Here is a 24373-nt window from a genome sequence, read left to right on the forward strand (position 1 = left end):
TTTTCCTAAATGCCGGCCTCGCCCATCGCCTCGGCGATCAGGTCCTCGGCGGCTTCCGCCAGCAGCGAATCCTGCGCCTCGCCCGCCACCGTCTCCTTGCCGATTTCCAGCATGATCGGCACGGCGAGCGGTGAGATGCGGTCGAGCCGCCGGTGGGCGATGTGGCCCTTGATTCGCGCCAGCATATCGCCCAATCGCTGAATATCCAAAAGCCCCGCCGCCGCATCGCTGCGCGTGGCCTCCAGCAGGATATGGTCCGGCTCGTGGCTCCTGAGCACGTCGTAGATGAGGTCGGCGGAAACCGTGACCTGCCGCCCGGTCTTTTCCTTGCCCGGATGGCGCTGCTCGATAAGACCGGCAATCACGGCGCAATTGCGGAAGGTGCGCTTCAGCATGAAGCTTTCGTCGAGCCATGCTTCCAGATCGTCGCCCAGCATGTCCTCGTCGAAGAGGTTTTCGAGCGAGGGGCGCTCGACGGCGAACGAGTGACCGAGGTCGTCCAGCGCCCAGATCGCCAGCGAATAGTCGGTGGCGACGAAACCGAGCGGCCGCCGCCCGGCGCGCTCCAGCCGGCGCGTCAGCAGCATGCCGAGCGTCTGGTGCGCCAGCCGCCCCTCGAAGGGATAGGCGACCATGTAGTGCCGGCTGCCGCGCGGAAAGGTCTCGATGAGCAGTTCGTTGCGTTTCGGCAGGCTGGAGACGTCGCGTTGCAGGGCGAGCCAGTCGCGCACCTGCTCGGGCAGCTCGCCCCAGCGATGCGGGTCATCGAGCATGCCACGCACCTGGTCGGCGAGATAGGTCGAGAGCGGGAACTTGCCGCCTGCGTAAGCCGGCACTTTCGGATCGAGCGAGAAGGCCTGGGAAACGAGGCACTCGTTCTCGCGGATACCCTCGAAGCGCAGCACCTTGCCGGAGAACAGGAAGGTGTCGCCGGGCGAGAGCATTTCGAGGAAATACTCCTCCACCTTGCCGAGCGAGGCCCCGCCGCGCCCGACCGCCCCCTTCGCGCCGCGTTTGACCATGCGCACGTTCAGCATCGGCATCTCGACGATGGTGCCGAGGTTCAGGCGATATTGCTGCGCGACCTGCGGGTTGGAGACGCGCCAGAGACCGTCAACGGTCTTGCGGATACGGGCATAGCGCTCGTAGGTCTTCAGCGCATAACCGCCCGTCGCGACGAACTGCACGATGCGCCCGAATTTTTCGCGGGGAAGCCCGGTATAGGGCGAAGCGGAGGTGACTTCGGCAAAGAGCGCGTCCTCGTCAAACGGCGCGGCGCAGGCCATGCCGAGGACGTGTTGGGCGAGCACGTCGAGCGTGCCCTCGCCGACCGGAGGCGTATCCTGCGCGCCGAGATAGTTGGCGTCGAGCGCCGCCTGGCACTCCATCACCTCGAAGCGATTGGCCGGCACGAGGATGGCGCGGCTCGGCTCGTCCATGCGGTGGTTGGCGCGGCCGATGCGCTGGGCGAGCCGGGAAGCCCCTTTCGGCGCGCCGACATGGATGACGAGATCGACATCGCCCCAGTCGATGCCGAGGTCGAGCGTCGAGGTGGCGACGACCGCACGCAGGCGGTTCTCCGCCATGGCCTGCTCCACCTTGCGCCGCTGGCCGACATCGAGCGAGCCGTGATGTAGCGCGATCGGCAGCGTGTCCTCGTTGATGTTCCAGAGTTCCTGGAAGAGGATTTCCGCCTGGCTGCGCGTGTTGACGAAGAGCAGCGACGTCCTGTGCGCCTTGATCGCCGCATAGACCTCGGGCATCGCATATTTCGCCTGATGGCCCGACCACGGCACCCGCTCCTCGCTTTTCAGGATGGTGATGATCGGCTTCGCCCCGCCCGGCGCGGTAACGAGCCCGGCATGGTTTTCCGCCTCCGGCGCCTGCTCGACCAGCCAGCGGCGCAGGTCCATCGGCTCGGCGACGGTGGCCGAAAGGCCGATGGTCCTGAGCCCCGGGGCAAGCCGGCGCAGGCGTGCGAGGCCGAGTGACAGCAGATGCCCGCGCTTGGAGGTGACGAGCGAATGCAACTCGTCGAAGATCACGTATTTCAGGTCCTTGAAGAAGCGCGGGGCCTCGCCGTTGGCGATCAGCAGCGCAACCTGCTCCGGCGTCGTCAGCAGGATGTCCGGCGGGTTGAGGCGCTGGCGCTGGCGCTTGGCCTGCGGCGTGTCGCCGGTGCGCGTCTCGATAGTGATGGGCAGGCCCATTTCGGAGACGGGCTTCATCAGGTTGCGCTCGATATCGACGGCGAGCGCCTTCAGCGGCGAGATGTAGAGCGTGTGGATGCCGGTGAAGGCGGAGCCGGGCGGGATTTTGCCGCGCTGCGCAAGGTCCGTCAGCGCCGGCAGGAAGCCGGCCAGCGTCTTGCCCGCGCCGGTGGGTGCGATCAGCAGCAGGCTTTCCCCCGCCGTGGCGCGCGCCAGAAGCTCCATCTGGTGGGCGCGCGGCTGCCAGCCCTTGGCCGCGAACCAGTCGGCGAAGGGTTTGGTAAGGAGGGAGGGGCTGGCGGCGGAATCGGCGGTGCTCACCGCACTAAGCTAGTGAGCGGCGCGTGAATGTGAAGTCGTGAACCGAAAAAACAGGCCGCCGCCGGGCAGGCGGTCAATCGCGCCACGAAAGGATCGTCATGAAGACGGGCGTCAGGACCAGTAGGCCGGCGATGGAAAACAACGGCCCGTAGAGGAGCGCGCTGAGGGGAATTTCGGAAAGGCATGTCCCGACCCCGTCAGAAAGGCAATTGTACGAGCCGCCTTCGACGATGCCGTAGACGGGCAGAAACAGTCCCGCGACGATCAGGCTGGCGAGGATCGCCAGTATGGCGGAGAGGACAAGGCGGCCAAGGGTCTTCATGCCTCCGCAATACCGGGATTTCCCGCCCCGGCCAACGCCCCTACATGGCGATATAGCGGTCGGCGCGGTGGTTGACGGTGAGGAAGAGGTTCAGCACCACGGCGCCGACCACCGAGCAGAGCACGATGAAGGGCGCGGCGACGGCGAAGGCGGCGGCCAGCACGACGAGGTCGAAGGCGAGCTGGACGAGGCCGGCGGGCCAGCCGAAGCGCTCCTGCAGATAGACCGCGAGCACGCCGATGCCGCCGAGGCTGGCGCGGTGGCGGTAGAGGCCGAGCAGGCCGAAGCCGAGCAGGATGCCGGCCAGCACCGCCGTCCACATCGGATCGATGCTGTCGATGCTGAGGAAGTGCGGCTGCAGCTCGGTGATGAGCGAGGTGAGGGCGACGGCGGCGATGGTCTTGATGGTGAAGGCCCGGCCGAGGCGCTTGAGGGCGAGGATGTAGAACGGGATGTTCACGACGGTATAGTAGAGGCCGAAGCTGACGCCCGTGAGATAATGCAGGATGAAGGCGACGCCGGCGGTGCCGCTGGCCACGAGGCCGGCGCTGCCCATCAGGGCAAGGCCGAGCGCGGCGATCATGCTGCTGGCGAAGAGGCCCTGCGCGTCCTCCAGCAATGTGTGGCGGGTGGGTGTGGGGTTCCAGAAGCCGAAGTGCCGCTTGTCCATGGCCGATCTCCGATGGTTCTCAGTTGCAGGCCTGGCCGTGGCGCCGGGCGAGGAAGAGCAGGCCATGCACGGGCTGGCCGGCATCCCGGCGGATCACGCTTCTTTCGAGGGCGAGAAGGTCGAAGCCGCTTTCGGCAAGCCGCCGGCGGATGAAGGCTTCCGGATGGGCATAGCGCAGGGATGGGCGCAGCAGCGGCGCATCGCCCGTCCCGCCGTCCTCGACCGAAAAGGCGAAGAGCCCGCCCGGCCGCGCAAGGCGCGCCACGCTCGGGAAGACCTCGGCAAGGTCGCCGAGATACATCAGCACGTCCGCCGCGCTGACGAGATCGGCACGCGCCTCGGGCCCGTTCGCGAAAAGGCCGCTTTCTCCGGCGGGAAGCGAAAGGTCGGCCTGGGCGAGATGGTCGTAGACGGCCTTTTCCTCCGCCTTGGCGAGCATGCCGGCGGAAAGGTCGAAGCCCTCCAGCCGCCCGGCATGGGCGCGGAATTCCACGCCGAAAAGGCCGGTGCCGCAGCCGATGTCGCAAACGAGGCCGAATTTTCTGTCCGCGCCGGCATGTTTCAGCACCAGCCGGGCGAGCGTCTGCGGAACGGTATAATCGAGCTTTTCGACGAGCGCGGTGTCGAAGCGGTCGGCATAGTCGTCGAAGAGGCGCTCGACATAGGGCGTCGGCGGCGCGGCGGGCGGTTCGGCGGCGCCGAGCACGGCGAGCTTGAGGCTCGCGCCGAAGATGTCGGACGGGTCGAGCGCCACGACCTTTTCGAGCGCGGCGGTCGCCGCCTCCTTCCGGCCCGATTTCTCGGCATATTCGGCGAGCCGGAACCACCCGGCGGCCCAGAGCGGCACCTGTTCGAGCGCCTGTTCCATGAGTTCCGCAGCCTCCGCGAACTCGCCGGATTCCGCGAACATGCGGGCATAGTCGGCGCGGCGGTCGGCGATGAGATCGCCGGAGGAAAAATGCGGGCTCGTCATGGGCACCTTTGATGCGGGAAAGCTGGCTGAGCTACATGGCAGGGCCGTTGCAAAAGGCAAGCGATTTCTCATGAAGCCCGCTTGCTTGCCGCGGGCGCGGTGACGGCTTATCTGGATGGACACGAATTTTTGGAGAATCAACCGATGTCGAATGGCGTGAACGGCTTTCTCGGCGACACACCGGTCCGCGTGATCGTCAAGCTGCTGATCCTGTCGGTGGCCGTGGGCTTCCTGATGTCGATCTTCGGGCTCTACCCGCATGACATCCTCATCGCCGCGCGCGATTTCGTCATCGACCTGTGGAACACCGGCTTCAAGACGCTGGGCCGCCTCGGCGACTACCTGCTGCTCGGCGCCGCCATCGTCGTCCCGGTCTTCATCGTCATCCGTCTCTTGAGCTACCGTCGCTGATCATGATCTCCCGCAGACACTTCCTTGCCGCCTCCGGGGCGGCCGTCGCCGCGCTTGCCGCCGGCTGCACCACCCGCCCGCCAGCCCCTTCCGCCGGCACCGGCAGCGACCAGACCGCCGCCTCGCTCGCCCTGGTCAACAAGCTGCGTGCCACGCGCGGCCTGCCGGCGCTTGCCGCCGACGGCGCGGCGCAGCGCGCCGCCATGGACCAGGCAAGCCGCATGGCGGCCGTCGGCCGGATGGAGCACAATATCGGCCTCGGCGCGAATTTCGGCAAACGCATGAAGGGCATGGACGTGGCGCTTCCGGCCGCCGAGAACATCGCCGCCGGGCAGGCGGGCGCGGCGGAGGCCTTCGAGGCCTGGCACCAGTCGCCCAAGCACCTTGTCAACATGCTGGGCAACTATCGCGGCCTCGGCGTCGCGGTCGTCTCCAATCCGGCATCCGGCAACCGGCGCTACTGGGCGATGGTGCTCTCGAACTGAGCGGGATTGCCCCTCACCCCAGCCCTCTCCCCGCAAGCGGGGAGAGGGAGCATGTTGTGCATGGGGCGAGGGGTGAGGAAAACGGTGCGGTTTACGTCCTTCTTCCCGCTCGCGGGGAGAAGGTGCCGGCAGGCGGATGAGGGGCTGCAGGGGCAGCGGGGGACGGGAACATGAGCGTAGCGACGATAGAGGAAAACGAAGGGGCCGGCCCCTTCGAGGTGACGCACCGGCTGGTGCTGTCCATCGCCATTCCCATGACGCTCGGCTTCCTGACGACGCCGCTGCTCGGCCTCACCGATACGGCGGTCGCCGGCCGGCTCGGCTCGGCCGATGCGCTGGCCGGCATGGCGGTCGGCTCGGTGCTCTTCGATCTCCTGCTCGGCAGCTTCAACTTCCTGCGCGCCTCCACCACCGGGCTCGTCGCCCAGGCCTTCGGGCGCGGCGACCGGCGCGAGGAGCAGGCGGTCTACTGGCGCTCGCTCACCATCGCGCTCTGTTGCGGCCTGGCGATCGCGCTGCTTTCGCCGCTCCTGCTCTCCGCCGGCCTCTTCCTGATGGCGCCGTCGCCGGCCGTCGCCGAGGTGACCTCGACCTATTTCACCATCCGCGTGCTCGCCGCGCCCATGGCGCTCGCCAATTATGCGCTGCTCGGCTTCGTGCTGGGGCGCGGGCAGGGCATGACGGGGCTCGCCCTGCAGGCGATCATCAACGGCATCAACATCGTGCTGTCGATCACCCTCGGCCTCGGGCTCGGCTGGGGCGTCGCCGGCATCGCCTGGGGCACCTTCACCGGCGAGACGGTCGGCATGCTCGCCGGTCTCCTCATCGTCGTCACCCGTTTCGACCGGGCGCATCGCCCGGCGCGGGCGGAGATCTTCGCCCGTGCGCGCATGAAGGCGCTGTTCTCGCTCAACCGCGACATCATGATCCGCACCTTCGTGCTGATCGGCGCCTTCGCCATCATGACACGCATCGGCTCGTCCATGGGCCCGCTGGTGCTGGCGGCCAATGCGGTGCTGATGAACATCTTCCTCGTGGCCGGCTATTATCTCGACGGCATCGCCAATGCGGCCGAGCAGCTCGTCGGCCGGGCTTTCGGCGCGAATTTCCGTCCGGCCTTCGACCGCGCCGTCCGGCTCACGTTCCTCTGGTCCTTCGGCCTCGGCATCGTGACGACGCTGCTCTTCCTTCTTTTCGGAGCGAACGTGATCGGCTTCCTGACGACGACGCAAAGCGTGCAGGCGGAGGCCGTGAAATACCTGCCCTGGGCGGCGCTGACGGCGATCACCGGCGCGCTCGCCTTCCAGATGGACGGGGTCTATATCGGCGCGACCTGGTCCTCGGCCATGCGCAACATGATGCTGGCCGCCTTCGTCGGCTATCTCGCGGCGCTCGCCCTCTTCGTGCCACTCCTCGGCAATCACGGGCTCTGGCTCGCGCTCAATCTCTTCCTGGCGTTTCGGGGGATTTTCCTGGCGCTCCGCCTGCCGGGGCTGGCGGGGCGGCAATTCGCTTGAGGCCTTTCAGCGGACCGGCCGTTACAGGGGCTGGTCGAGCTGGGCGTCCATGTCGCGCGCGTCGAGAGGCTTTCTGGCGCGGGCGGGTTTCATCTGGGTGATGCGGTCGGGATTTTCCGCCGTCGGGTTTTCCGGCACGGTGCCGGGCGGAAGCGCATTGCGGGCGATATCGGCCCTGGCCGCCCTGTCGAGCCTTTCCTTCGGGTGAAGGTCGGGGCGCAGGATGAGGCCGCTCTTCGCATGGGGGGCGGCGTCGCCGTCCTCCTCCGCTATCTCCGCCCGGGCGCGCAGCCAGTGCGAATATTCGCGGCCCTCCGGGCGGCCTTCCGCCTCCCAGATCTCGTGGACCCTTTGCCTGATACGTTCGTCGTGATCGTTCATCGTATCGTCCCTTCCTGGCCTTTTCGGCCGTTTCGGGCGGGGTCGGCGCAGGCTACCGCGGTGCGAGCCGGCTTCTGCCGAACGCTCCACCCGCAAGGGGAAAACCCCTAGCGGGAAAGTTTGGTTCCCGTGTGACGATCAGAGGGGACGATCGGCCCAATGGGCCGTGCGCGTGCCGCAAAGCGCTGAGATGGAGGCGATCTGCTCGCGATCACAAATGCGCGAGAGGCCGTTCACGATCTCGCCCGGCAGCGTCGGGCCGGCATAGACCATGCAGGAATAGAGCTGCACGAGGTTTGCCCCGGCGCGGATCTTCTCCGCCGCCGTCTCCGCCGAGGAGACACCGCCGACGCCGATGATCGGCAGGCGCTCGCCGACGCGCCGGCGCATCTTGGCAAGCACCACGGTCGATTTCTCGAAGAGCGGCTTTCCGGAAAGCCCGCCCGCCTCGCCCGCATGGCGGGTGTCGCGCAGCCCTTCGCGCGACAGCGTCGTGTTGGAGACGATGAGGCCGTCGAGCGGATGGGCGAGCGCCACCTCGGCGATGTCGTCGAGGCCCTCCTCGGTGAGATCGGGCGCGATCTTCAGGAAGACCGGCACCGGGCGGCCGCTGCGGGCCTCTTCCTCGGCGCGGGCGGCGAGCACGGCCGACAGCAGCGCATGCAGGCTTTCCTTCGCCTGCAGGTCGCGCAGGCCCGGCGTGTTGGGCGAGGAGATGTTGGCGGTGAAATAGCGCGCGACGTCGTAGAAGGTACGGATGCCGGCCACGTAATCGGCGATGCGGTCCTCGCTGTCCTTGTTGGCGCCGATATTGACGCCGATCAGCGCATCGCGCCGGCAGGCCCCGAGGCGCGCGAGCGCGGCGGCATGGCCTTCATTGTTGAAGCCGAGGCGGTTGATGACGGCATCGTCTTCGATGAGGCGGAAGATGCGCGGCTTGGGATTGCCGGCCTGCGGGCGCGGCGTGACGGTGCCGATCTCGGTGAAGCCGAAGCCGAGGCGCAGCAGCGCCTCCGGCACCTCGGCATTCTTGTCATAGCCGGCGGCCATGCCGAGCGGATTGGGGAAGACGATGCCGGCGACGGTCTGCGCCAGGCGCGGATCGGCCTTCACCGGGCAGGCCGGCACCACGCCGGCCTTCAGCGCGGCGATGGAAAGGCCGTGCGCGGTTTCGGGGTCGAAGAGGAAGAGGCCCTTGCGGCCGAGGCTCGAGAGAAACGACATCAGAGGGACATCTCCGGAAACTGGTGGGCGCCGTCGGGGCCGAGCGGCAGGGGCTTTTCCCAGAGCACGGCGGAAAGCGGCAGGTCGGCATAAAGATGCGGGAAGAGATCGCCGCCGCGCGAGGGTTCGAAGACCAGCTTGTCGCCGAGCGCATCGCCGTCGATGGCGACAAGGAGAAGGTCGCTCTGGCCCGCGAAATGGCGGGCGGCGGTCTCCTTCGCCTGGGCCGCGGTGGAGAAATGGATGTAGCCGTCCGCAAGGTCGATGGCCGCGCCCTTGAAAATCCCGGCGTCCTTCGCATCTTGCCACAGACTTGCCGGAACGATCTTGTAGATTGTTTTCGCCATCTCGTCCGTTCCTCCATTGGCTGCCGCGTTTGACGGTAGCGCTTGCCGCAAAGAACGGCGAATGTCCACCGGCGACAGGCCGCAAACCGGCTCTTGGAGGATTTTGCATGCGAATCTCTGCTCTGCCCCTGACCTTCGCCGCTCTCCTTCTGGCAGGCTCCGCCCATGCCGAGGGCGAGGGCCGCTACCGCATGGAGAAGACCGAGGCCGGCCTGGTGCGGCTCGACACGGTTTCCGGCGAGATATCGCTTTGCCGCGAGCAGGACGGCCAGATCGTCTGCCGCATGGCGGCGGACGAGCGCGCGGCCTTCGAAAAGGAACTCGACCTCCTCACGAAGCGCGTCGAAGCGCTCGAAAAGGGCGCGGCGAGCGGCCTGACGGCCGCAAAACCCTCGCTCCCGTCGGACGAAGAGATTGACCGGACCATGAGCATCATGGAAAAGATGATGCAAAGGTTCATGGGCATCGTGAAGAACCTGGAGGATGGCGAGGAGGAAGCCGCCCCCGGCAAGGCGGTGCCGCAGAAGACCTGACGGGCTACCTGCGCCGGCAGAACCGTGCTGCGCCCGTCACATTCCTGGGAGGGAGCGCATGGCATCGGCACTCACGATCATCATCGCGGATGACCATCCGCTGTTCCGCGGCGCTTTGAAACAGGCGCTGACCGGAATGGCGGGCAATCCGAACATCGTCGAGGCCGGCGATTTCGAGGCGGCGCGCAAGGCGGCCGCCGCCAATCCGGGCGCCGACCTCATGCTACTCGACCTCGCCATGCCGGGCGTCAGCGGCCTTTCCGGCCTCATTTCGCTGCGGGCCGAGTTCCAGAGCCTTCCGGTCGTCATCGTCTCGGCGAGCGACGATGCGGCCACCATTCGCCGCGCGCTCGATCTCGGCGCCTCCGGCTTCATCTCCAAATCCGCCTCCATCGAGGATATCCGCGAGGGGATAAGCTTGGTGCTGGAGGGCAATATCTATACGCCCGGCTTCTATGTGCGCGGGCCCGAGCAGGACAGCGAGGTGGCCGACCTCATCGCCCGGCTGCGCACGCTCACCCCGCAGCAGTCGCGCGTTCTCGCCATGCTGGCCGAGGGCCTGCTCAACAAGCAGATCGCCTACGAGCTCGGCGTCTCCGAGGCGACCATCAAGGCCCATGTCTCGGCGATCCTCCTCAAGCTCAATGTCGACAGCCGTACCCAGGCGGTCATCCAGCTCGGCAAGATCGGCGCAGCGCAGGCGGCGGCGTGATCTGGATCATGCGATAAATCCTGCCAACCGGGAGCAAGCGACATTGGCGGCCTTGCGCCACTCGCGGCCATTCGATTGAAATGGCGATTGCGGGCTGAGCAGATATTTCCCGGGGCAAACCCAATGAAATTCGAAAAGTTCTTCATACCATCCGATGAACTTGGCGTCAGATTGGAGATCGTTGCCGCGAGGCCCGAAGGGGATGGCCCCTTTCCGACTGCCGTGTTCAATCACGGCTCTACCGGAAGGGGGCAGAACAGAGCTCTATATTCCAGGACTATGGCTCCGGCAGTCATAGCAGACTACTTCGTTGCGCGGGGATGGATGGCTCTGTTTCCGCAACGTCGAGGACGGGGCAAATCGGGAGGAGCATATGGCGAGGGTCTTGCTCAAGATGGCTCCGGCTATTCCTGCGACGCGGAAATCGCGCTCGCCGGTTTCGAGCGGGCCGTCGATGACGTCGATGCCGTCGTTCGCCATCTGCGCGGTCGATCCGATGTAAATCAGAACCGGATGATCATCGGGGGCGTGTCACGCGGAGGCATATTGTCCATTGCCTATGCCGGGATGAGGCCAGGAATGTTTTGTGGCTGCATCAACTTTAACGGCGGGTGGTTGGGGAGGGGGTGCCTGAGCCACGAACTCGTCAATCCGCTGCTCTTCGAGCGTGGTGCACCGTCGGGAATTTCGACCCTATGGCTCCATGGCAGCTACGATCAATACTACCGGATCGCGCATTGCAGAGGGAATTTCGACCGGTTCCTGTCGGCTGGCGGGCAGGGAAAATTCGTGGCGGCGCCCATGGGGCACGCGCTGATGTTCAAGCCTGCGCTCTGGAAAGGGCATGTCGACCGGTACCTTCTTGCCTTGGGTTGAACCGCTCGAAGTCTTAACCGGTCATTTCTGATTACTCTGCCGCCTCCCGCTGCAACGCCGAAAACTGCGTCAGCCATGCCCGCATCGAGGCGGGGCGGACCGGCTTGTTCTGCACGAGGATATTGTCCCGCTCCGCCTCGGCCCGCACATCGGGCGTGCGGTCGGCGGTGACCAGCAAGGCCGGCACCTCTCGGCCGAGGGCGGCGCGGAGCTTGCCGATGGCGGAAATGCCGGTGCCGTCGTCGAGGTGGTAGTCGGCGATCACGGCGTCGATGGCCGGCGGCTCGGCGGCGGCCAGCGCCTCGACCGCCGCGACGGATTCGGCGAGCGTCACCGTGCAGCCCCAGCCGGAGAGCAGCAGCCGCATGCCGTCGAGGATCTTCGGCTCGTTGTCGATGCACAGCACCCTGAGGCCCTTCAGCGGCTCGTCGCTGGCCGGCACCACCGCCGGCTTGTCGGCGACATGGCGGCTGGCGGCGGCATCGATCGGCACGCGCACCTTGAAGCTGGTGCCGCGCCCCGGCGTCGATTGCAGCTCGACGGGATGGGAGAGGACGCGCGAGATGCGGTCGACGATGGAAAGGCCGAGCCCGAGGCCCGGCGCGGTGCGCGCGCCCTCGTCCAGCCGGGCGAATTCCTTGAAGACCGTGCGGAATTTCGAGGCGGGGATGCCGATGCCGGAATCGAGAACCTGGATATAGGCATGCCCGCCCTTGCGCCGCACGCCGACGAGCACCTTGCCGGAATTGGTGTACTTGATGGCGTTCGAGACGAGGTTCTGCACGACGCGGCGCAGGAGATTGGGGTCCGTGCGGATGGCGAGCGAGGAGGAAAGCACGGTGAACCTGAGGTTCTTCGCACGGGCGACGGGCGCGAAATCGGTCTCGATGCGCTTCAGCAGGTCCTTGAGCGGAACCGTCTGCACGCGCGGCTTCATCGCGCCGGTATCGAGGCGGGAAATGTCGAGCACCGCGCCGAGGATCGCCTCCACCGATTCCAGCGAGGAATCGATATTGTGGATCATCGCCCGGTTCTCCGTGTCGCCCAGCCGCTCGACCAGCGAGGAGGAATAGAGCCGTGCCGCGTTGAGCGGCTGGAGGATGTCGTGGCCGGCGGCGGCGAAGAAGCGCGTCTTGCTGATATTGGCCTCTTCCGCGGCGGCGCGCGCTTCGGCAAGCTCGGTGTTGACGCGGGTGAGCTCGGCGGTGCGCTGGGCGACGCGCTGCTCCAGCGTCTCGTTGACCTGCTTGAGCGCGCGGTCGGCGGCGACGCGATCGGTGATGTCGGTATAGGTGGAGACGAACCCTTTTTCCGGCATGGCATTGGTGCGGATCTCGATGATCCGCTCGCCGCCGGAAAGCACCAGCGCGAAGGGCTCGTCGAAGGTCATGGTGCGGACGATCGCCGCCTCCTGGTCGGCCTCGGCGATATCGCCGCGCTCGACGAGGATCTCCACGATGTCGGCGAGTGGGAAGCCGACCTGGCCGACATATTCCGGCAGGTCGAGGAGCTGGCGGAAGCGGCGGTTCCAGACGGTGAGGTTGCCCTCGCTGTCGAAGACGGCGATGCCCTGGTCCATCTGGCCGAGCGCGGTCTGCAGCATGTCCTGATTGTATTGCAGAGCCTCGCTGGCCTGGTCGAGCAGCCAGTCCGTATCCGTCGGCGTGTCGTCGATACGCTGGAGCACGAGCGAAAGGACGAGGCGGGCGGAGGACGAGCCGATGGCGCTGCCGAGGAGCTGCTCGGAGAAATGCACGATGGCGGCATCGGCCGGCGCATTGTCCTCCAGCCAGCGGCCGACCTGCCGCTCATAGGTGTGGAAGGAGCGCTGCATGCGCTCTTCGCCGAGATATTTGGCGATTGTGCTCTTGAGGTCCTTGACCGTTACCTTCGTGCGCCGGCCGCGGAAGGCCCTTTCGAGACGCGGCTTGGAGCGGATGAAGGTGCCGGCCTGGAGGCGTTCCAGCGAGGTCGGGTTGCGGGTGAGCGAACCGACGACATAGGCCCCGACATTGACCAGCATTGAGATGAGGGTCGCGTTGACCAGCGGGTCGGCGGCATCCCCGGTGAAGATGGTGGAGCCGGGGAAGAGGAAGCCGAGGATGGTTTCGGCGACATAGGCATTGTCCGCGACGCCGATGCTCGGCAGGAAGAGCAGGTAGGCCCAGACGACGAGGCCGGAGATCATGCCCGCCATGGCACCGCGCGCATTGGCGCTGCGCCAGAAGAGACCGCCGAGCAGCGCCGGGGCGACCTGCGCCGCCGCCGCGAAGGCGAGGAGGCCCATGGAGGCAAGGCCCGCATTGGCCGTCGCCGCGCGATAGTAGGCATAGCCGAGCAGCAGCACGAAGAAGATGGCGAGCCGGCGGATGCGCAGCAGCATGCGCGACAGGTCGTCCTGCTGCTCGACGCCGCCGATGAGGTTTCGCCTGAGCACGACCGGGATGACGATGTCGTTCGACACCATGATGGAGAGCGCCACCGAGGCGACGATGACCATGGCGGTGGCGGCGGAGAAGCCGCCGATGAAGGCGACGAGCGTCAACACCGGCTGGTCGAGCGCGAAGGGCAGGGTCAGCACGTAGAGGTCGCCGTCGCCCTGGCCGTTGAAGGTCATCACGCCGCCGATGGCGACGGGCAGGACGAAGAGGTTGATGGCAATGAGATAGAGCGGGAAGAGGATGCCCGCCGTGCGCAACTCGCCCGCCGTGCGGTTCTCCACCACCGTCACGTGGAACTGGCGCGGCAGCATGACGATGGCGAAGGCCGACAGCACGATGAGCAGGATCCAGCGCGCCACCGGTGTCTCGTAGGTCAGCGCCTGCATGACGCGCGGGCTTTGCGAGGCGCGCTGCCACAGGTCGCCCGGCCCGTCGAACATCACGAAGATGACGTAGAGCCCGACGGAGGCGATGGCGATGAGCTTGACCAGCGATTCCATCGAGATGGCGAGGATGAGCCCGTCCTGGTGCTCGGTCGCGTCCGTGTGGCGCGTGCCGAAGACGGTGGCGAAGCAGGCGAGGAAGAGCGTCACGACCAGCGGCAGGTCGATGAGCCCGCCCGAGGCGGCGATGCCGAAGCCGGTCGTATCGACCATGGCGGAGACGGAGCTGGAGACCGCCTTCAATTGCAGTGCGATATAGGGGATGTAGCCGATCAGCGAGATCAGCGCGACGACGGCGGCGACGCCGGGGTTCTTGCCGTAGCGCGCGGCGACGAAGTCGGCGATGGAGGTGAGGCGTTCGGATTTCGCCAGCGTCACGATGCGGCGGATCAGCGGCATGCCGAGCGTGAACATCAGGATCGGGCCGATATAGATGCCGGCGAATTCCAGCCCGTTGGTGGTGGCGAGCCCCACGCCGCCGAAATAGGTCCAGGAGGTGCAGTAGATGGCAAGGCTGAGCGCATAGACGAGCGGCCGGCCCTTCGACGAGCGGCCGGAATGCTTGGCCTTGCGGTCGCCGTAACTTGCGACCGCGAAGAGCAGGAGCAGGTAGGCGAGCGCCAAGGCGAATATCAGCGAGCCCGGCATGCTTCCTCCCGCAGTCCTTCGGCCTTTCCGGCGAGAATAGGCCAAAGCGGGCGGGAAGGAAATTGCGCCGAAGGTCGGGGTTGGAAATGTTCGCCTGTGCAAAGCGCCTGTAGATTGGCAATTGGCAGTTTCAACCCATGAAAAACTAAATTAGGCTGCTTCGGCCTCGCAGCAACAGGAGACCCTCATGCTCAATGAGTTCAAGGCGTTTATCGCCCGCGGCAATGTCATGGACCTCGCCGTGGGTGTCATCATCGGTGCAGCCTTCAACAAGATCGTCGAATCCGTCGTGAACGATCTGGTCATGCCGATCGTCGGCGCCCTGACAGGGGGAGGTTTCGACTTTTCCAACTACTTCATCGCGCTGTCGAGCAATGTGACGGCGACGTCGCTTGCCGCCGCCCGCGAACAGGGCGCGGTCTTCGCCTACGGCAATTTCATCACCGTCCTCATCAACTTCCTCATCCTCGCCTGGATCATTTTCCTGATGATCAAGGGCGTGAACCGCATGCGCACCTCGCTGGAGAAGGAAAAGGAAGCCGGCGCCGCCGAGCCCGCCCCGCCGCCGGAAGACGTGCTGCTCCTCACGGAAATCCGCGACCTGCTCAAGAGCCGCCCGGCGGTTTGAGGTCTTCAGCACCGCATTCAATGAAGAAAGGCCCGGTTTCCCGGGCCTTTTTGCCATGTATCAGGCCGTCGCGCCCACCGTCTTCGTCTGGTGGATCTCGACGAGGCTCGGGCCCTTGCGCCCGCCCGCCCGCTCCAGCGCCGCCGGCAGGTCCTTGACGTCCGCGAGCCGTTCGGAGGGCACGCCATAGGCGGTGCCGATGGCGATGAAGTCGGGGGCGGAGGGTTTGACGCCCTCCGGCGTGATGCCCGCGTCGATCATGTAGTTCTCGATTTCCTGGTAACCGTCATTGTTCCAGACGAGGAAGATGACGCGCGCCCCGGCATCCGCCGCCGAGCCGATCTCCGATAGCGAGAACTGCAGCCCGCCGTCGCCGACGAGGCAGATGATCGGCGCATCGGGCTCGGCCAGAGCCGCGCCGACGGCGGCGGGCGGAGCGTAGCCGAGCGCGCCGTAGCCCGTCGCGGCGTTGAACCAGCTTCGCGCGCGCGGCGCATCGCAATAGTAGTTGCCGGCATAGACGGCCTGCGTCGAATCGCCGACGACGATCGCCTTCGGCAGCGTGCGCCAGATCGCGTCGAGGACGCCGATCTCCGCCTGCATCTTGGGTGTCAGCTCCTTCCACGCCGCCTTGCGGGCGGTCTCGGCGCGGGATGCGCCCTCGCTGACCGGCTTGTGCCCTTCGAGGAAGCCGAGCATGCCGGCGGCCGCCGTCTTGGCGCTGGAGAAGATGGAAAGGCTGGTCTGCGGCGTGCGGGCGAGCTGCGCGGCGTCGATATCGACGCGGATCAGCGTCTTGAGCCGCGGGAAGCCGCCGTCGACATTGATGTCGTAGTCCGTCGGGCCGAATTCCGTGCCGAAGGCGACGACGAGGTCGGCCTCGGAAAGAAGCCGCCGCACCGCCTTCAGGCTGGGGCTGGCCGGCACGCACAGCGGATGGCCGGCGAGCATGCCGCGAGCGTTGACGGTGGTGACGACCGGCGCGCCGATGCGCTCGGCAAGCGCGCGGATCTCCTCTTCCGCCGTAATCGCCCCGCCGCCGGCGAGGATGACCGGGCGCGAGGCATTGGTGCAGAGAATGGCGGCGCGCTGCAGCGTTTCCGCATCGGCGCGCGGGCGCGTCGCGACGGCGGCGGGGAAGCTGCCGGTCTCGATGGGCTTGGCCATCACGTCGGTCGGGATCTCGATATGCACCGGGCCGGGGCGGCCGGAGAGCAGCACGGCGAAGGCGCGCTCGACGACGAGCGGCAGGTCGGCGGGGTTGAGCAGCGTGTGCGAATAGAGCGCCAGCGTCTTCATCATGCCCTGCTGGTCCGGCAGCTCGTGCAGCAGGCCGCGGCCGTGGCCGAGCGAATCGCGCTTGTTGACGCCGGAGATCACCAGCATCGGCACGGAATCCTGCCGCGCCTGCGCCATCGCCGTGATGGTGTTGGTCAGGCCCGGGCCGGTGATGACGAGGGCCACGCCCGGCTTGCCGGAAACGCGCGCATAGCCGTCGGCCATGAAGCCCGCGCCCTGTTCGTGGCGCGGCGTGATGTGGCGGATCTTCGAGGCGGCAAGGCCCCGGTAGAGCTCGACCGTGTGCACGCCCGGAATGCCGAACACCACCTCGACGCCGTTGGCTTCCAAAAGGTCGACGAGAACTTCACCGACTGTCTTCGTGGTCATGCGTAGCGCTCCTTGGGGCTCGTGGCACGGGTGGCAAGCGCGGTAATGCGCCGGCACGCCTCGTCGATATGGGTGTCCGGAACGGTGAGGCTGAGGCGGATGAAGCCTTCCGCCTGCTCGCCGAAGGAGGAGCCGGGCATCGTCGCCACGAATTCCTCGCGCAGCAGCGCCCAGGCGAAATCCTCGCCGCTCATGCCGGTCTGCGAGACGTCGACCACGATGAACATGCCGGCTTCCGGCGGCAGCGGCACGAGGCCGGGCGCGCGGGAGAGCGCATCGGCAAAGCGCGCGGCGCGCGCCTGATAGCTCCGGCGCATGGTGGCGGCGGTCGCGATGGGATTGTCGAGCGCATAGGCCGTCATGTCGGCGATGAAGGGCTGGCCGCCGAACAGCATGGTCTCGGATACGGCGAGCAGCCGCGCGCAGAACTCCGCCGGGCCGATCGCCCAGCCGCTGCGGAAGCCCGGCGCGGCGTGCGACTTGGAGATGGACGAGACGACGACGGTGCGCTCGGCAAGGTCCTCATGGTCGAAGGGCGAGGCGAAAGTACCGTGGAAGACGAGTTGCTCGTAGACCTCGTCGCAGACGATCCAGAGGTCGTGGCGGCGGCAGACGGCGCCGATTTCGGCGATCTCCTCCGCCGTCAGCACGGCCCCGGTCGGGTTGTGCGGCGTGTTGAGCAGCAGCACGCGGCATTCCGGCGTGATGGCGGCTTCGAGGTCGGCCCCCTTCATGTGGAATCCGTTTTCCGGGCGCAGCGGCACGGGCACGCAGCTTGCGCCCGTCGCACGGATGACGCCCTCGTAGCTGGCATAGAGCGGATCGCCGACAAGCACCGCGTCGCCCGCTTCCACGAGGCCGAGCATCACGGCGAAGAGGGCGGTCTGGGTGCCGGGAAAGCACAGGACGTTCTCCGCTGTCACGTCGCCGCGGCGCTTCTGGTACTTGCGCACCAGCGCACCGACGACGGCTGGCTCGCCCCGGCCGTTGGAATAGCGGTAACGGCCCGCATGCATGGCACGGATGGCTTCGGCGAGCAGCGTCGGGTCGGGCGCCACGTCCGGTTCGCCGATGGTCAGCTCGATGACGGGCTTGCCCTCGGCCTTCATGCGCCGCGCTTCGGCATGGATGGCCCATTTCTCCGAGCCGAGATTTTGAAGCCGGTCTGTGATGGATGCATAGCGCATGGCCGTCCTCCCTGGAAAATGTTGGTTTAGCCCGTCGCGGGCCTGAAGGTCAGTCCGAGAAGCGTCTCGATGGTGGAGAGCGCGATCTCGACGAGTTCGCTTTCGCCGAAGAGTTCGCCGGCAAGGCAGCCCTCCAGCCACAGGCCGTCGAGCAGGCCGTTGATGGCGATGGCGAGCCGCCGGCAACGCTCCGGCGAGGCGTCGACGCCGCGCTCGGCAAGGAAATCCGCGAGCAGCGCTTCCAGCGCGTTGCGGAAGCCGAGATAGCCTTCGCGGTGGATCGCGGCAAGCTCTGGATCGACGCTGACGCGGCTGATGAACGACGCCCATAGCGAAAGGCTGCGGCTGTTGGCGACCGGCTCCGTCAGGTTGATGACGATGAAATCGCGCAGCCGTGTTTCCGGATCACCCGTCACCCGCTCGGCCTTCTCGGTGAGCCGGGCGATGACGACGCGGTAGGCTTCCTGCAGGATATGTTCCTTGGACTGGAAGTAGTGCCGGATGAGGCCCGCCGTGACGCCCGCCTTGATGGCGATCTGCCGGACCGTCGCGCCCTCGAGGCCATATTCCGCGATGCAGTCGAGCGTCGCCTCGATCAGGTCGTGGCGGCGTTCGGCTTCGGGAGCGCGATGGAAGGTCCGGCGGGCCATTTGTCCTCCTGGTTTCAACGCAATTCCGGACGCAAAACCGTTTTACACTTTTGCTGGAATTGCTTTACGCCGCCCGGCGCAGCACCGGCCGCGTCAGGCAGGTCGGGCCGCCCTCGCAGGCGATGCACAGCGCGTCGGCCTCGAAGGTCTCGACCTTGCAGCCGGCCGCTTCCATCGCCGCCTTGGTGGCCGGGAAGCCTTCCACCATGATGACCTCGTGGGGCCGCGTCGGCAGCACGTTGAGCGACAGGCCGTTGCTGGCGTGGAACTCTTCCGCCGGGGCCTCGATGAGGCGCACGCCGCGCTTCTTCAGCATCTGGTAGAAGGCGGCCGGCAGGAGAGGCGCGAAGACGAGAGCGAGGTCCTCGGCAAGCGGGCTCATCACGCTCATCAGGTGGAGGCAGGCTTCCTCGCCCTGCCAGAGCGGCAGGTCGTAGGCGAGCACGCTGACGCCATGCGGCGCGAGCATCCGCATCAACTGGTCGATGCCTTCCTGGTTGGTGCGCACGCCGCGGCCGACGACGAGGGTCTTCGCGTCGAGCCAGATGCAGTCGCCGCCCTCGACGGTGCCGTCGCCCTCGATACGGCCGAGGATCGGGATCTGGCGCTCGGCATAGGCCTTTTCATGCAGGGCCGTTTCGGAAACGCGCAGCGGCTTGCCCATGCGCAGGAGGATCGCGCCGTGGTCGGACATCAGCGACGGGTCGTGCGTGAACATGGCGTCGGCGAGGCCATCGCCCTCGTCCTCCAGCCAGATGATCTCGGTGCCGGACTTTTCCACCAGCTCGGCAAAGGCCTTGTACTGGTGGACGGCGCGCGCGCCGTCGAAGGTCGGGCCGTAGTGCCACTTGGACGGGTCGGCGGCCTTCAGGCTTGCGCCCGGCCGGCGCATCAGCACGCGCAACAGAGGGGCCGACATTTCCTGCGAACCGTAGGCGGTCATTCAATGCTCCTCAAAGGAAAATTCATCTTGGACGGGCGCTGCCGGAAAAGTCAGCGATACGATTATTATACGCTTGAATAATTTCTTAACAAGTGCCACGATGGCTTCAACAAGACGAAACGACGGGCCGAAGATGCCCGCGGGAACGCTGAAAACAGGGGAATTTGGCATGGGTCATGCATCGATTTTCCGTGCGCTGGAGACGTCTCCGCGATGACGGAACGCGCCGAGGCAATCGCGGTCACGGACCTGCACAAGCGCTTCGGGCCTCTGGAGGTTCTCAAGGGCGTATCGCTGACCGCGCATGAGGGCGACGTCATCGCCATCATCGGCGGTTCCGGCTCCGGCAAGTCCACTTTTCTTCGCTGCATCAACATGCTGGAGCTGCCGAGCGCCGGCACGGTGACGATCCATGGCGAGACCATCGCCATGAAGAAGGACGGCCATGGCGGCATGATGCCCTCGGATCGCAGGCAGGTCCAGCGCATCCGCTCGCGCCTCGGCATGGTCTTCCAGAGCTTCAATCTGTGGCAGCACATGACGATCCTCGAAAACGTCATCGAGGCGCCGGTCCATGTGCTGGGCGTGAAGAAGGACGAGGCGGTCGAGCGGGCCGAGGCGCTGCTGCGCCGCGTCGGGCTCTACGAGAAGCGCGACGCCTATCCCGCCTTCCTGTCCGGCGGCCAGCAGCAGCGCGCGGCGATCGCCCGGGCGCTCGCCATCCAGCCCCATGTCATGCTCTTCGACGAGCCGACCTCCGCGCTCGACCCGGAACTGGTCGGCGAGGTGCTTTCCGTCATCGGCGACCTCGCCAAGGAGAAGCGCACGATGATCCTCGTCACCCACGAGATGAAGTTCGCGCGCAACGTGGCGAGCCATGTCGTGTTCCTGGCGGGCGGCGTCATCGAGGAACAGGGGCCGCCCGAGGAGATCTTCGGCGCGCCGAAATCCGAGCGGCTCAAGAAATTCATCAGCTCCATCCACTGAGAACCATAAGACCAACAGAGGGAAGAACATGAAGAATGCCCTGAAGACAATCGCCCTTGCCGCCGCCATCGGCCTTGCAGCCATTTCCGGCGCGGCCGCCGAACAGGTCCGCGTCGGCTTCGCCGCCGAGCCCTATCCGCCCTTCACCTCGCCGGATGCCTCGGGCAACTGGGAAGGCTGGGAAGTGGACTTCATGAAGGCGATGTGCGCCGAGGCAAAGCTCGACTGTGTCATCACGCCGGTCGCCTGGGACGGCATCATCCCGGCGCTGACCTCCAACAAGATCGACATGATCATCGGCTCGATGTCGATCACGCCGGAGCGCCAGCAGACCATCGACTTCTCCGACAAGTACTATAACACGCTGCCGGGCATCATCGGCCCGAAGGACCAGAAGTTCGAGCCGACGCCCGAGGGCCTTGCCGGCAAGACGCTCGGCGTGCAGGTGGCGACCATCCACCAGGTCTATGCCAACAAGTACTTCGCCCCGGCCGGCGTGACGGTCAAGGAATACCAGACGCAGGACGAGGCCAACAACGACCTCGCCGCCGGCCGCATCGATGCGGTGCAGGCCGATTCCGTGGCGATGCTGGAATTCCTCAAGTCCGAGCAGGGCGCTGCCTGCTGCGACATGAAGGGCATGGTCAAGGACGATCCGGAAGTTCTCGGCCTCGGTGTCGGTGTCGGCCTGCGCAAGGGCGAGACCGAGCTGAAGGACAAGGTCAACGCCGCGATCAAGGCGATCCGCGAGAACGGCAAGTACGAAGAGTTCTCGAAGAAGTATTTCGACTTCGACATCTACGGCGGCTGATTTCGCCTGCGGGGCGCTTGCCCCTCACCCTAACCCTCTCCCCGCTTGCGGGGAGAGGGGACGTGCCCAACGCAATGCCGGGGTCTTGGGAAACCGGTGCGGCATATTCCCTTCGCCCCGCAGCCAAGGAGAAGGCGGCTGGCAGGCCGGATGAGGGGCGAGCCTCTCCCCGAAGAAGAAACGCCGCGAAATTGACCTGAAGGAATCTGAACCCCCATGGCCGATGCCGGATCGCTGATCAACTGGAGCCTGCTAGCCATCCAACCGCCCGGCTGGGGCGGGGTCCTGCTCGGCGGGCTCTGGAATTCCATCCAGATCGCCGTCGGCGGCTATGGGCTCGGCCTCATCCTCGGCACCGGCGGCGCCATGGGCAAGCTCTATGGCGGGCCGGTCACGAAGGACCTGCTGGAGGTCTATACGACGCTCGTGCGCGCCGTACCGGAGCTCGTGCTGATCCTCATCCTCTATTATGCCGGCACGGACGTGCTGAACCAGATGTCCGCGGCCCTCGGCTGGGGGACGGTCGATATCAGCGGTCTTGCCGCCGGCATCTTCGTCATCGGCGTCGTGCAGGGCGCCTATTCCACCGAGGTGCTGCGCGGGGCGATCAAGGCGGTGCCGGCGGGCGAGATCGAGGCGGCGCGCGCCTATGGCATGTCGCCGGTGCAGATCATGCGCCGCGTCACCCTGCCCGCCATGTTGCCGCACGCCATTCCCGGCCTCTCCAATCTCTGGCTGATCGCCACGAAGGATACCGCGCTCTTGGCCGTCGTCGGCTTCAGCGAGCTGACGCTCGTCACGCGCCAGGCAGCGGGCAGCACCAAGGCCTATCTATTGTTCTTCTGCGCGGCCGGCGTGCTCTATCTGATGATCACGCTCGTCTCGAACGTGCTGATCGGCTTCATCGAGCGCCATTACCGGCGCGGCATGACGAGGCCGGCCTGATGAGCGAGCAAACCATCTCCGCCATGGCGCTGACCGAGCTGCCGTCCAAGCAGAGCTTCTTCAAGCCGCACCGCATCGTGCTGATGGCGATCGCCGCCATCCTCGTCTTCTGTGTCGTCTGGTTCATGCGCTGGGACTGGGTGCCGAGATATTCCGGCCGCCTTGCCTATGGCGTCGGCGTCACGCTGCTGATGCTGTTCAGCACCGCCTTTATCGGCTTCCTCCTCGCCGTTCCGATCGGCCTCGTGCAGGTGACGGGGCCGTGGCCGCTCAAGATGCTGGCGAAGGGCTTCTGCACCGTCATCCGCGGCACGCCGCTGCTCCTGCAGCTCTGGCTGCTCTATTACGGGCTCGGCTCGCTGTTTCCGCAGTTCCCGAGCATCCGCAGCTCCTTCCTGTGGCCCTATCTGCGCGAGGCCTGGCCCTATGGCGTGGCGGCGCTGACCATCTCCTTCGCCGCCTATGAGGGCGAGGTGATGCGTGGCGCCTTTGCCGGCGTGCCGCGCGGCGAGCTGGAGGCCGCCCGCGCCTATGGCATGAGCCCGTTCACGGCCTTCCGCCGCATCTGGCTGCCGCGCGCCGTGCACCGTGCCCTGCCGACGCTGAACGGCGAGACCGTTCTCCAGCTCAAGTCGACGCCGTTGGTCGCGACCATCACGGTGATCGACGTCTATGCCGTCATCTCCAAGGTGCGGCAGGAGACCTACATCACCTACGAGCCGCTGCTGCTGCTGGCGCTCATCTATCTCTGCCTGACCGCCATCCTGGTGGTCGCCTTCCGCTATTTCGAAAGCAAGATCCCGACGCGTGGTGCCTAGATGACGATCCATACGACCCTGCTCAATTCCATGCCGGAACTGGTGGCGATCCGCCGCGACCTGCATGAACACCCGGAACTCGGCCTCGAGGAGGTCCGCACCTCCGACGTCATCGCGGGGCATCTCGAAAGCTACGGCTACAAGGTGACGCGCGGCCTTGCGAAGACGGGCCTCGTCGCGACGCTGACGAACGGCACGGGCAGCAGGTCCATCGGCATCCGGGCCGATATCGACGCGCTGCCGATCCATGAGGAGACGGGCCTTGCCTATGCCAGCAAGACGCCTGGCAAGATGCATGCCTGTGGTCATGACGGCCACACCACCATGCTGCTCGGCGCGGCCAAGGCGATTGCCGAGCGGCGCAATTTCGACGGCACGGTGCACCTGATCTTCCAGCCGGCGGAGGAGAATTTCGGCGGGGCGAAGATCATGGTGGAGGAGGGGCTGTTCGAGAAATTCCCCTGCGACGCCGTCTTCGCGCTCCACAACGAGCCGAACCTGCCCTTCGGCCAGTTCGCGCTGCGCGAAGGGCCGATCATGGCGGCGGTCGACGAGGCGCGCATAACGGTCAACGGTGTCGGCGGCCACGGCGCCGAGCCGCAGGAGACGCTGGATCCCATCGTCTGCGGCGCTTCCATCGTCATGGCGCTGCAGACCATCGTGTCGCGCAACATCCATCCGCTCGATCCGACGGTGGTGACGGTCGGCTCGTTCCATGCGGGCTCGGCCAGCAACATCATCCCGAGCCGGGCGGAGATCGTCGTCGGCATCCGCTCCTTCGACCCGGCCGTGCGCGACGAGCTGGAGCGCCGCATCCGCCTCATCGCCGAGCGGCAGGCCGAGAGCTACGGCATGAGCGCGGCGGTGAACTACCAGCGCTTCTACGACGCGACCGTCAACCACAAGGCCGAGACCGATCTGGTGCGCGCCCTCGCCACCCGCTTCGCCGGCGCCGACAAGGTGGTCGATCTCGAGCGTCCCTTCATGGGCAGCGAGGACTTCGCCTATATGCTCAAGGCGCGGCCCGGCACCTATTTCTTCCTCGGCGGCAGCACCGGCGGGAACGACAGGTCGCTCCATCACCCCGCCTATAACTTCAACGACGATCTCCTGCCCGTCGGCGCCGCCTTCTGGACGGAACTCGCCGAGCACTACCTGCGCGCCGCCTGAGTTCGGCGGGCCTCCGCCCGCTGGTTCAGGCTCGGGATGTCGATGCGGCTCG

The 24373-nt window shown here is 66.4% G+C and carries 24 protein-coding genes; 12 read left to right on the top strand and 12 right to left on the bottom strand.

The window, feature by feature from the left end:
- Positions 1–5 precede the first annotated feature (5 nt).
- The 4 genes from DSD28_RS16630 to DSD28_RS16645 all read right to left on the bottom strand — a co-directional run bounded on the left by DSD28_RS16630 (position 6) and on the right by DSD28_RS16645 (position 4496).
- Positions 6–2531: a ligase-associated DNA damage response DEXH box helicase gene (locus tag DSD28_RS16630; protein WP_119257547.1), complete on the bottom strand. Its 2526-nt coding sequence runs from the start codon at positions 2529–2531 to the stop codon at positions 6–8.
- A 73-nt stretch (positions 2532–2604) separates the two neighbouring features.
- Entirely contained in the window at positions 2605–2853 is a 249-nt protein-coding gene (locus tag DSD28_RS16635) for a hypothetical protein (protein ID WP_119257548.1), read from the bottom strand.
- A 40-nt stretch (positions 2854–2893) separates the two neighbouring features.
- The gene (locus tag DSD28_RS16640) at positions 2894–3523 is read right to left on the bottom strand and encodes a YitT family protein (RefSeq protein WP_119257549.1); all 630 of its coding nucleotides are present in this window, start codon (positions 3521–3523) and stop codon (positions 2894–2896) included.
- 19 nt (positions 3524–3542) lie between these two features.
- Positions 3543–4496: a methyltransferase domain-containing protein gene (locus DSD28_RS16645; RefSeq protein WP_119257550.1), complete on the bottom strand. Its 954-nt coding sequence runs from the start codon at positions 4494–4496 to the stop codon at positions 3543–3545.
- A gap of 144 nt (positions 4497–4640) precedes the next feature.
- Here DSD28_RS16645 and DSD28_RS16650 point away from each other — a divergent pair, with 144 nt between their 5' ends.
- The 3 genes from DSD28_RS16650 (at position 4641) to DSD28_RS16660 (ending at position 6909) form a co-directional block, all read left to right on the top strand.
- Positions 4641–4907, top strand: a complete 267-nt coding sequence (locus tag DSD28_RS16650) for a DUF6460 domain-containing protein (RefSeq protein ID WP_119257551.1) — start codon at positions 4641–4643, stop codon at positions 4905–4907.
- A gap of 2 nt (positions 4908–4909) precedes the next feature.
- Entirely contained in the window at positions 4910–5392 is a 483-nt protein-coding gene (locus DSD28_RS16655; protein WP_119257552.1) for a CAP domain-containing protein, read from the top strand.
- A 170-nt stretch (positions 5393–5562) separates the two neighbouring features.
- Positions 5563–6909 (top strand): MATE family efflux transporter, encoded by a 1347-nt coding sequence (locus DSD28_RS16660; protein WP_119257553.1) that lies wholly within the window; start codon positions 5563–5565, stop codon positions 6907–6909.
- Between the two features lie 21 nt (positions 6910–6930).
- On the opposite strand, the gene DSD28_RS16665 is transcribed toward DSD28_RS16660, so the two are convergent.
- The 3 genes from DSD28_RS16665 to DSD28_RS16675 form a co-directional block, all read right to left on the bottom strand.
- Positions 6931–7290 carry a DUF2934 domain-containing protein gene (locus tag DSD28_RS16665; protein WP_119257554.1) on the bottom strand — a complete coding sequence of 120 codons (360 nt, stop codon included), beginning with the start codon at positions 7288–7290 and terminating at the stop codon, positions 6931–6933.
- A 138-nt stretch (positions 7291–7428) separates the two neighbouring features.
- The gene (locus tag DSD28_RS16670) at positions 7429–8514 is read right to left on the bottom strand and encodes a quinone-dependent dihydroorotate dehydrogenase (protein WP_119257555.1); all 1086 of its coding nucleotides are present in this window, start codon (positions 8512–8514) and stop codon (positions 7429–7431) included.
- Positions 8514–8861 carry a DUF952 domain-containing protein gene (locus DSD28_RS16675; protein ID WP_119257556.1) on the bottom strand — a complete coding sequence of 116 codons (348 nt, stop codon included), beginning with the start codon at positions 8859–8861 and terminating at the stop codon, positions 8514–8516. Before DSD28_RS16675 ends, DSD28_RS16670 begins: the two co-directional genes overlap by 1 nt.
- Before the next feature lie 107 nt (positions 8862–8968).
- Between DSD28_RS16675 and DSD28_RS16680 the strand changes: the two genes are divergently transcribed.
- The 3 genes from DSD28_RS16680 to DSD28_RS16690 all read left to right on the top strand — a co-directional run bounded on the left by DSD28_RS16680 (position 8969) and on the right by DSD28_RS16690 (position 10982).
- Entirely contained in the window at positions 8969–9394 is a 426-nt protein-coding gene (locus DSD28_RS16680; RefSeq protein WP_119257557.1) for a hypothetical protein, read from the top strand.
- A gap of 58 nt (positions 9395–9452) precedes the next feature.
- Entirely contained in the window at positions 9453–10106 is a 654-nt protein-coding gene (locus DSD28_RS16685) for a response regulator (RefSeq protein ID WP_119257558.1), read from the top strand.
- Between the two features lie 123 nt (positions 10107–10229).
- Positions 10230–10982, top strand: coding sequence for an alpha/beta hydrolase family protein (locus DSD28_RS16690; RefSeq protein WP_119257559.1), 753 nt, complete (start codon positions 10230–10232; stop codon positions 10980–10982).
- Positions 10983–11013: 31 nt separating this feature from the next.
- Here DSD28_RS16690 and DSD28_RS16695 read toward each other — a convergent pair whose 3' ends face one another.
- Positions 11014–14514: a hybrid sensor histidine kinase/response regulator gene (locus DSD28_RS16695; protein WP_119257560.1), complete on the bottom strand. Its 3501-nt coding sequence runs from the start codon at positions 14512–14514 to the stop codon at positions 11014–11016.
- A gap of 187 nt (positions 14515–14701) precedes the next feature.
- Between DSD28_RS16695 and mscL the strand changes: the two genes are divergently transcribed.
- Positions 14702–15142 (top strand): large conductance mechanosensitive channel protein MscL, encoded by a 441-nt coding sequence (gene mscL / locus DSD28_RS16700; protein ID WP_119257561.1) that lies wholly within the window; start codon positions 14702–14704, stop codon positions 15140–15142.
- 60 nt (positions 15143–15202) lie between these two features.
- On the opposite strand, the gene DSD28_RS16705 is transcribed toward mscL, so the two are convergent.
- The 4 genes from DSD28_RS16705 to DSD28_RS16720 form a co-directional block, all read right to left on the bottom strand.
- On the bottom strand, positions 15203–16810 hold the full coding sequence (locus DSD28_RS16705) for a 5-guanidino-2-oxopentanoate decarboxylase (RefSeq protein WP_119257562.1): 1608 nt from the start codon (positions 16808–16810) through the stop codon (positions 15203–15205).
- Positions 16807–17997 carry a pyridoxal phosphate-dependent aminotransferase gene (locus DSD28_RS16710; RefSeq protein ID WP_119257563.1) on the bottom strand — a complete coding sequence of 397 codons (1191 nt, stop codon included), beginning with the start codon at positions 17995–17997 and terminating at the stop codon, positions 16807–16809. Before DSD28_RS16710 ends, DSD28_RS16705 begins: the two co-directional genes overlap by 4 nt.
- Before the next feature lie 26 nt (positions 17998–18023).
- Positions 18024–18647, bottom strand: a complete 624-nt coding sequence (locus DSD28_RS16715; RefSeq protein ID WP_119257564.1) for a TetR family transcriptional regulator C-terminal domain-containing protein — start codon at positions 18645–18647, stop codon at positions 18024–18026.
- Positions 18648–18711: 64 nt separating this feature from the next.
- Positions 18712–19590 (bottom strand): dimethylarginine dimethylaminohydrolase family protein, encoded by an 879-nt coding sequence (locus DSD28_RS16720; protein WP_119257565.1) that lies wholly within the window; start codon positions 19588–19590, stop codon positions 18712–18714.
- A 213-nt stretch (positions 19591–19803) separates the two neighbouring features.
- On the opposite strand from DSD28_RS16720, the gene DSD28_RS16725 reads away from it, so the two are divergent.
- The 5 genes from DSD28_RS16725 (at position 19804) to DSD28_RS16745 (ending at position 24321) form a co-directional block, all read left to right on the top strand.
- Positions 19804–20577, top strand: a complete 774-nt coding sequence (locus DSD28_RS16725) for an ABC transporter ATP-binding protein (RefSeq protein WP_119257566.1) — start codon at positions 19804–19806, stop codon at positions 20575–20577.
- A 28-nt stretch (positions 20578–20605) separates the two neighbouring features.
- On the top strand, positions 20606–21388 hold the full coding sequence (locus DSD28_RS16730; RefSeq protein WP_119257567.1) for a transporter substrate-binding domain-containing protein: 783 nt from the start codon (positions 20606–20608) through the stop codon (positions 21386–21388).
- Between the two features lie 216 nt (positions 21389–21604).
- Positions 21605–22333: an ABC transporter permease gene (locus DSD28_RS16735; protein WP_119257568.1), complete on the top strand. Its 729-nt coding sequence runs from the start codon at positions 21605–21607 to the stop codon at positions 22331–22333.
- On the top strand, positions 22333–23151 hold the full coding sequence (locus DSD28_RS16740) for an ABC transporter permease (RefSeq protein ID WP_119257569.1): 819 nt from the start codon (positions 22333–22335) through the stop codon (positions 23149–23151). The genes DSD28_RS16735 and DSD28_RS16740 overlap by 1 nt, the downstream gene beginning before the upstream one ends.
- The gene (locus DSD28_RS16745) at positions 23152–24321 is read left to right on the top strand and encodes a M20 aminoacylase family protein (protein WP_119257570.1); all 1170 of its coding nucleotides are present in this window, start codon (positions 23152–23154) and stop codon (positions 24319–24321) included.
- Positions 24322–24373: the final 52 nt, after the last annotated feature.

Source organism: Shinella zoogloeoides (genome assembly GCF_003574625.1).
In the GTDB taxonomy this organism is placed as follows: Bacteria; Pseudomonadota; Alphaproteobacteria; order Rhizobiales; family Rhizobiaceae; genus Shinella; species Shinella zoogloeoides_A.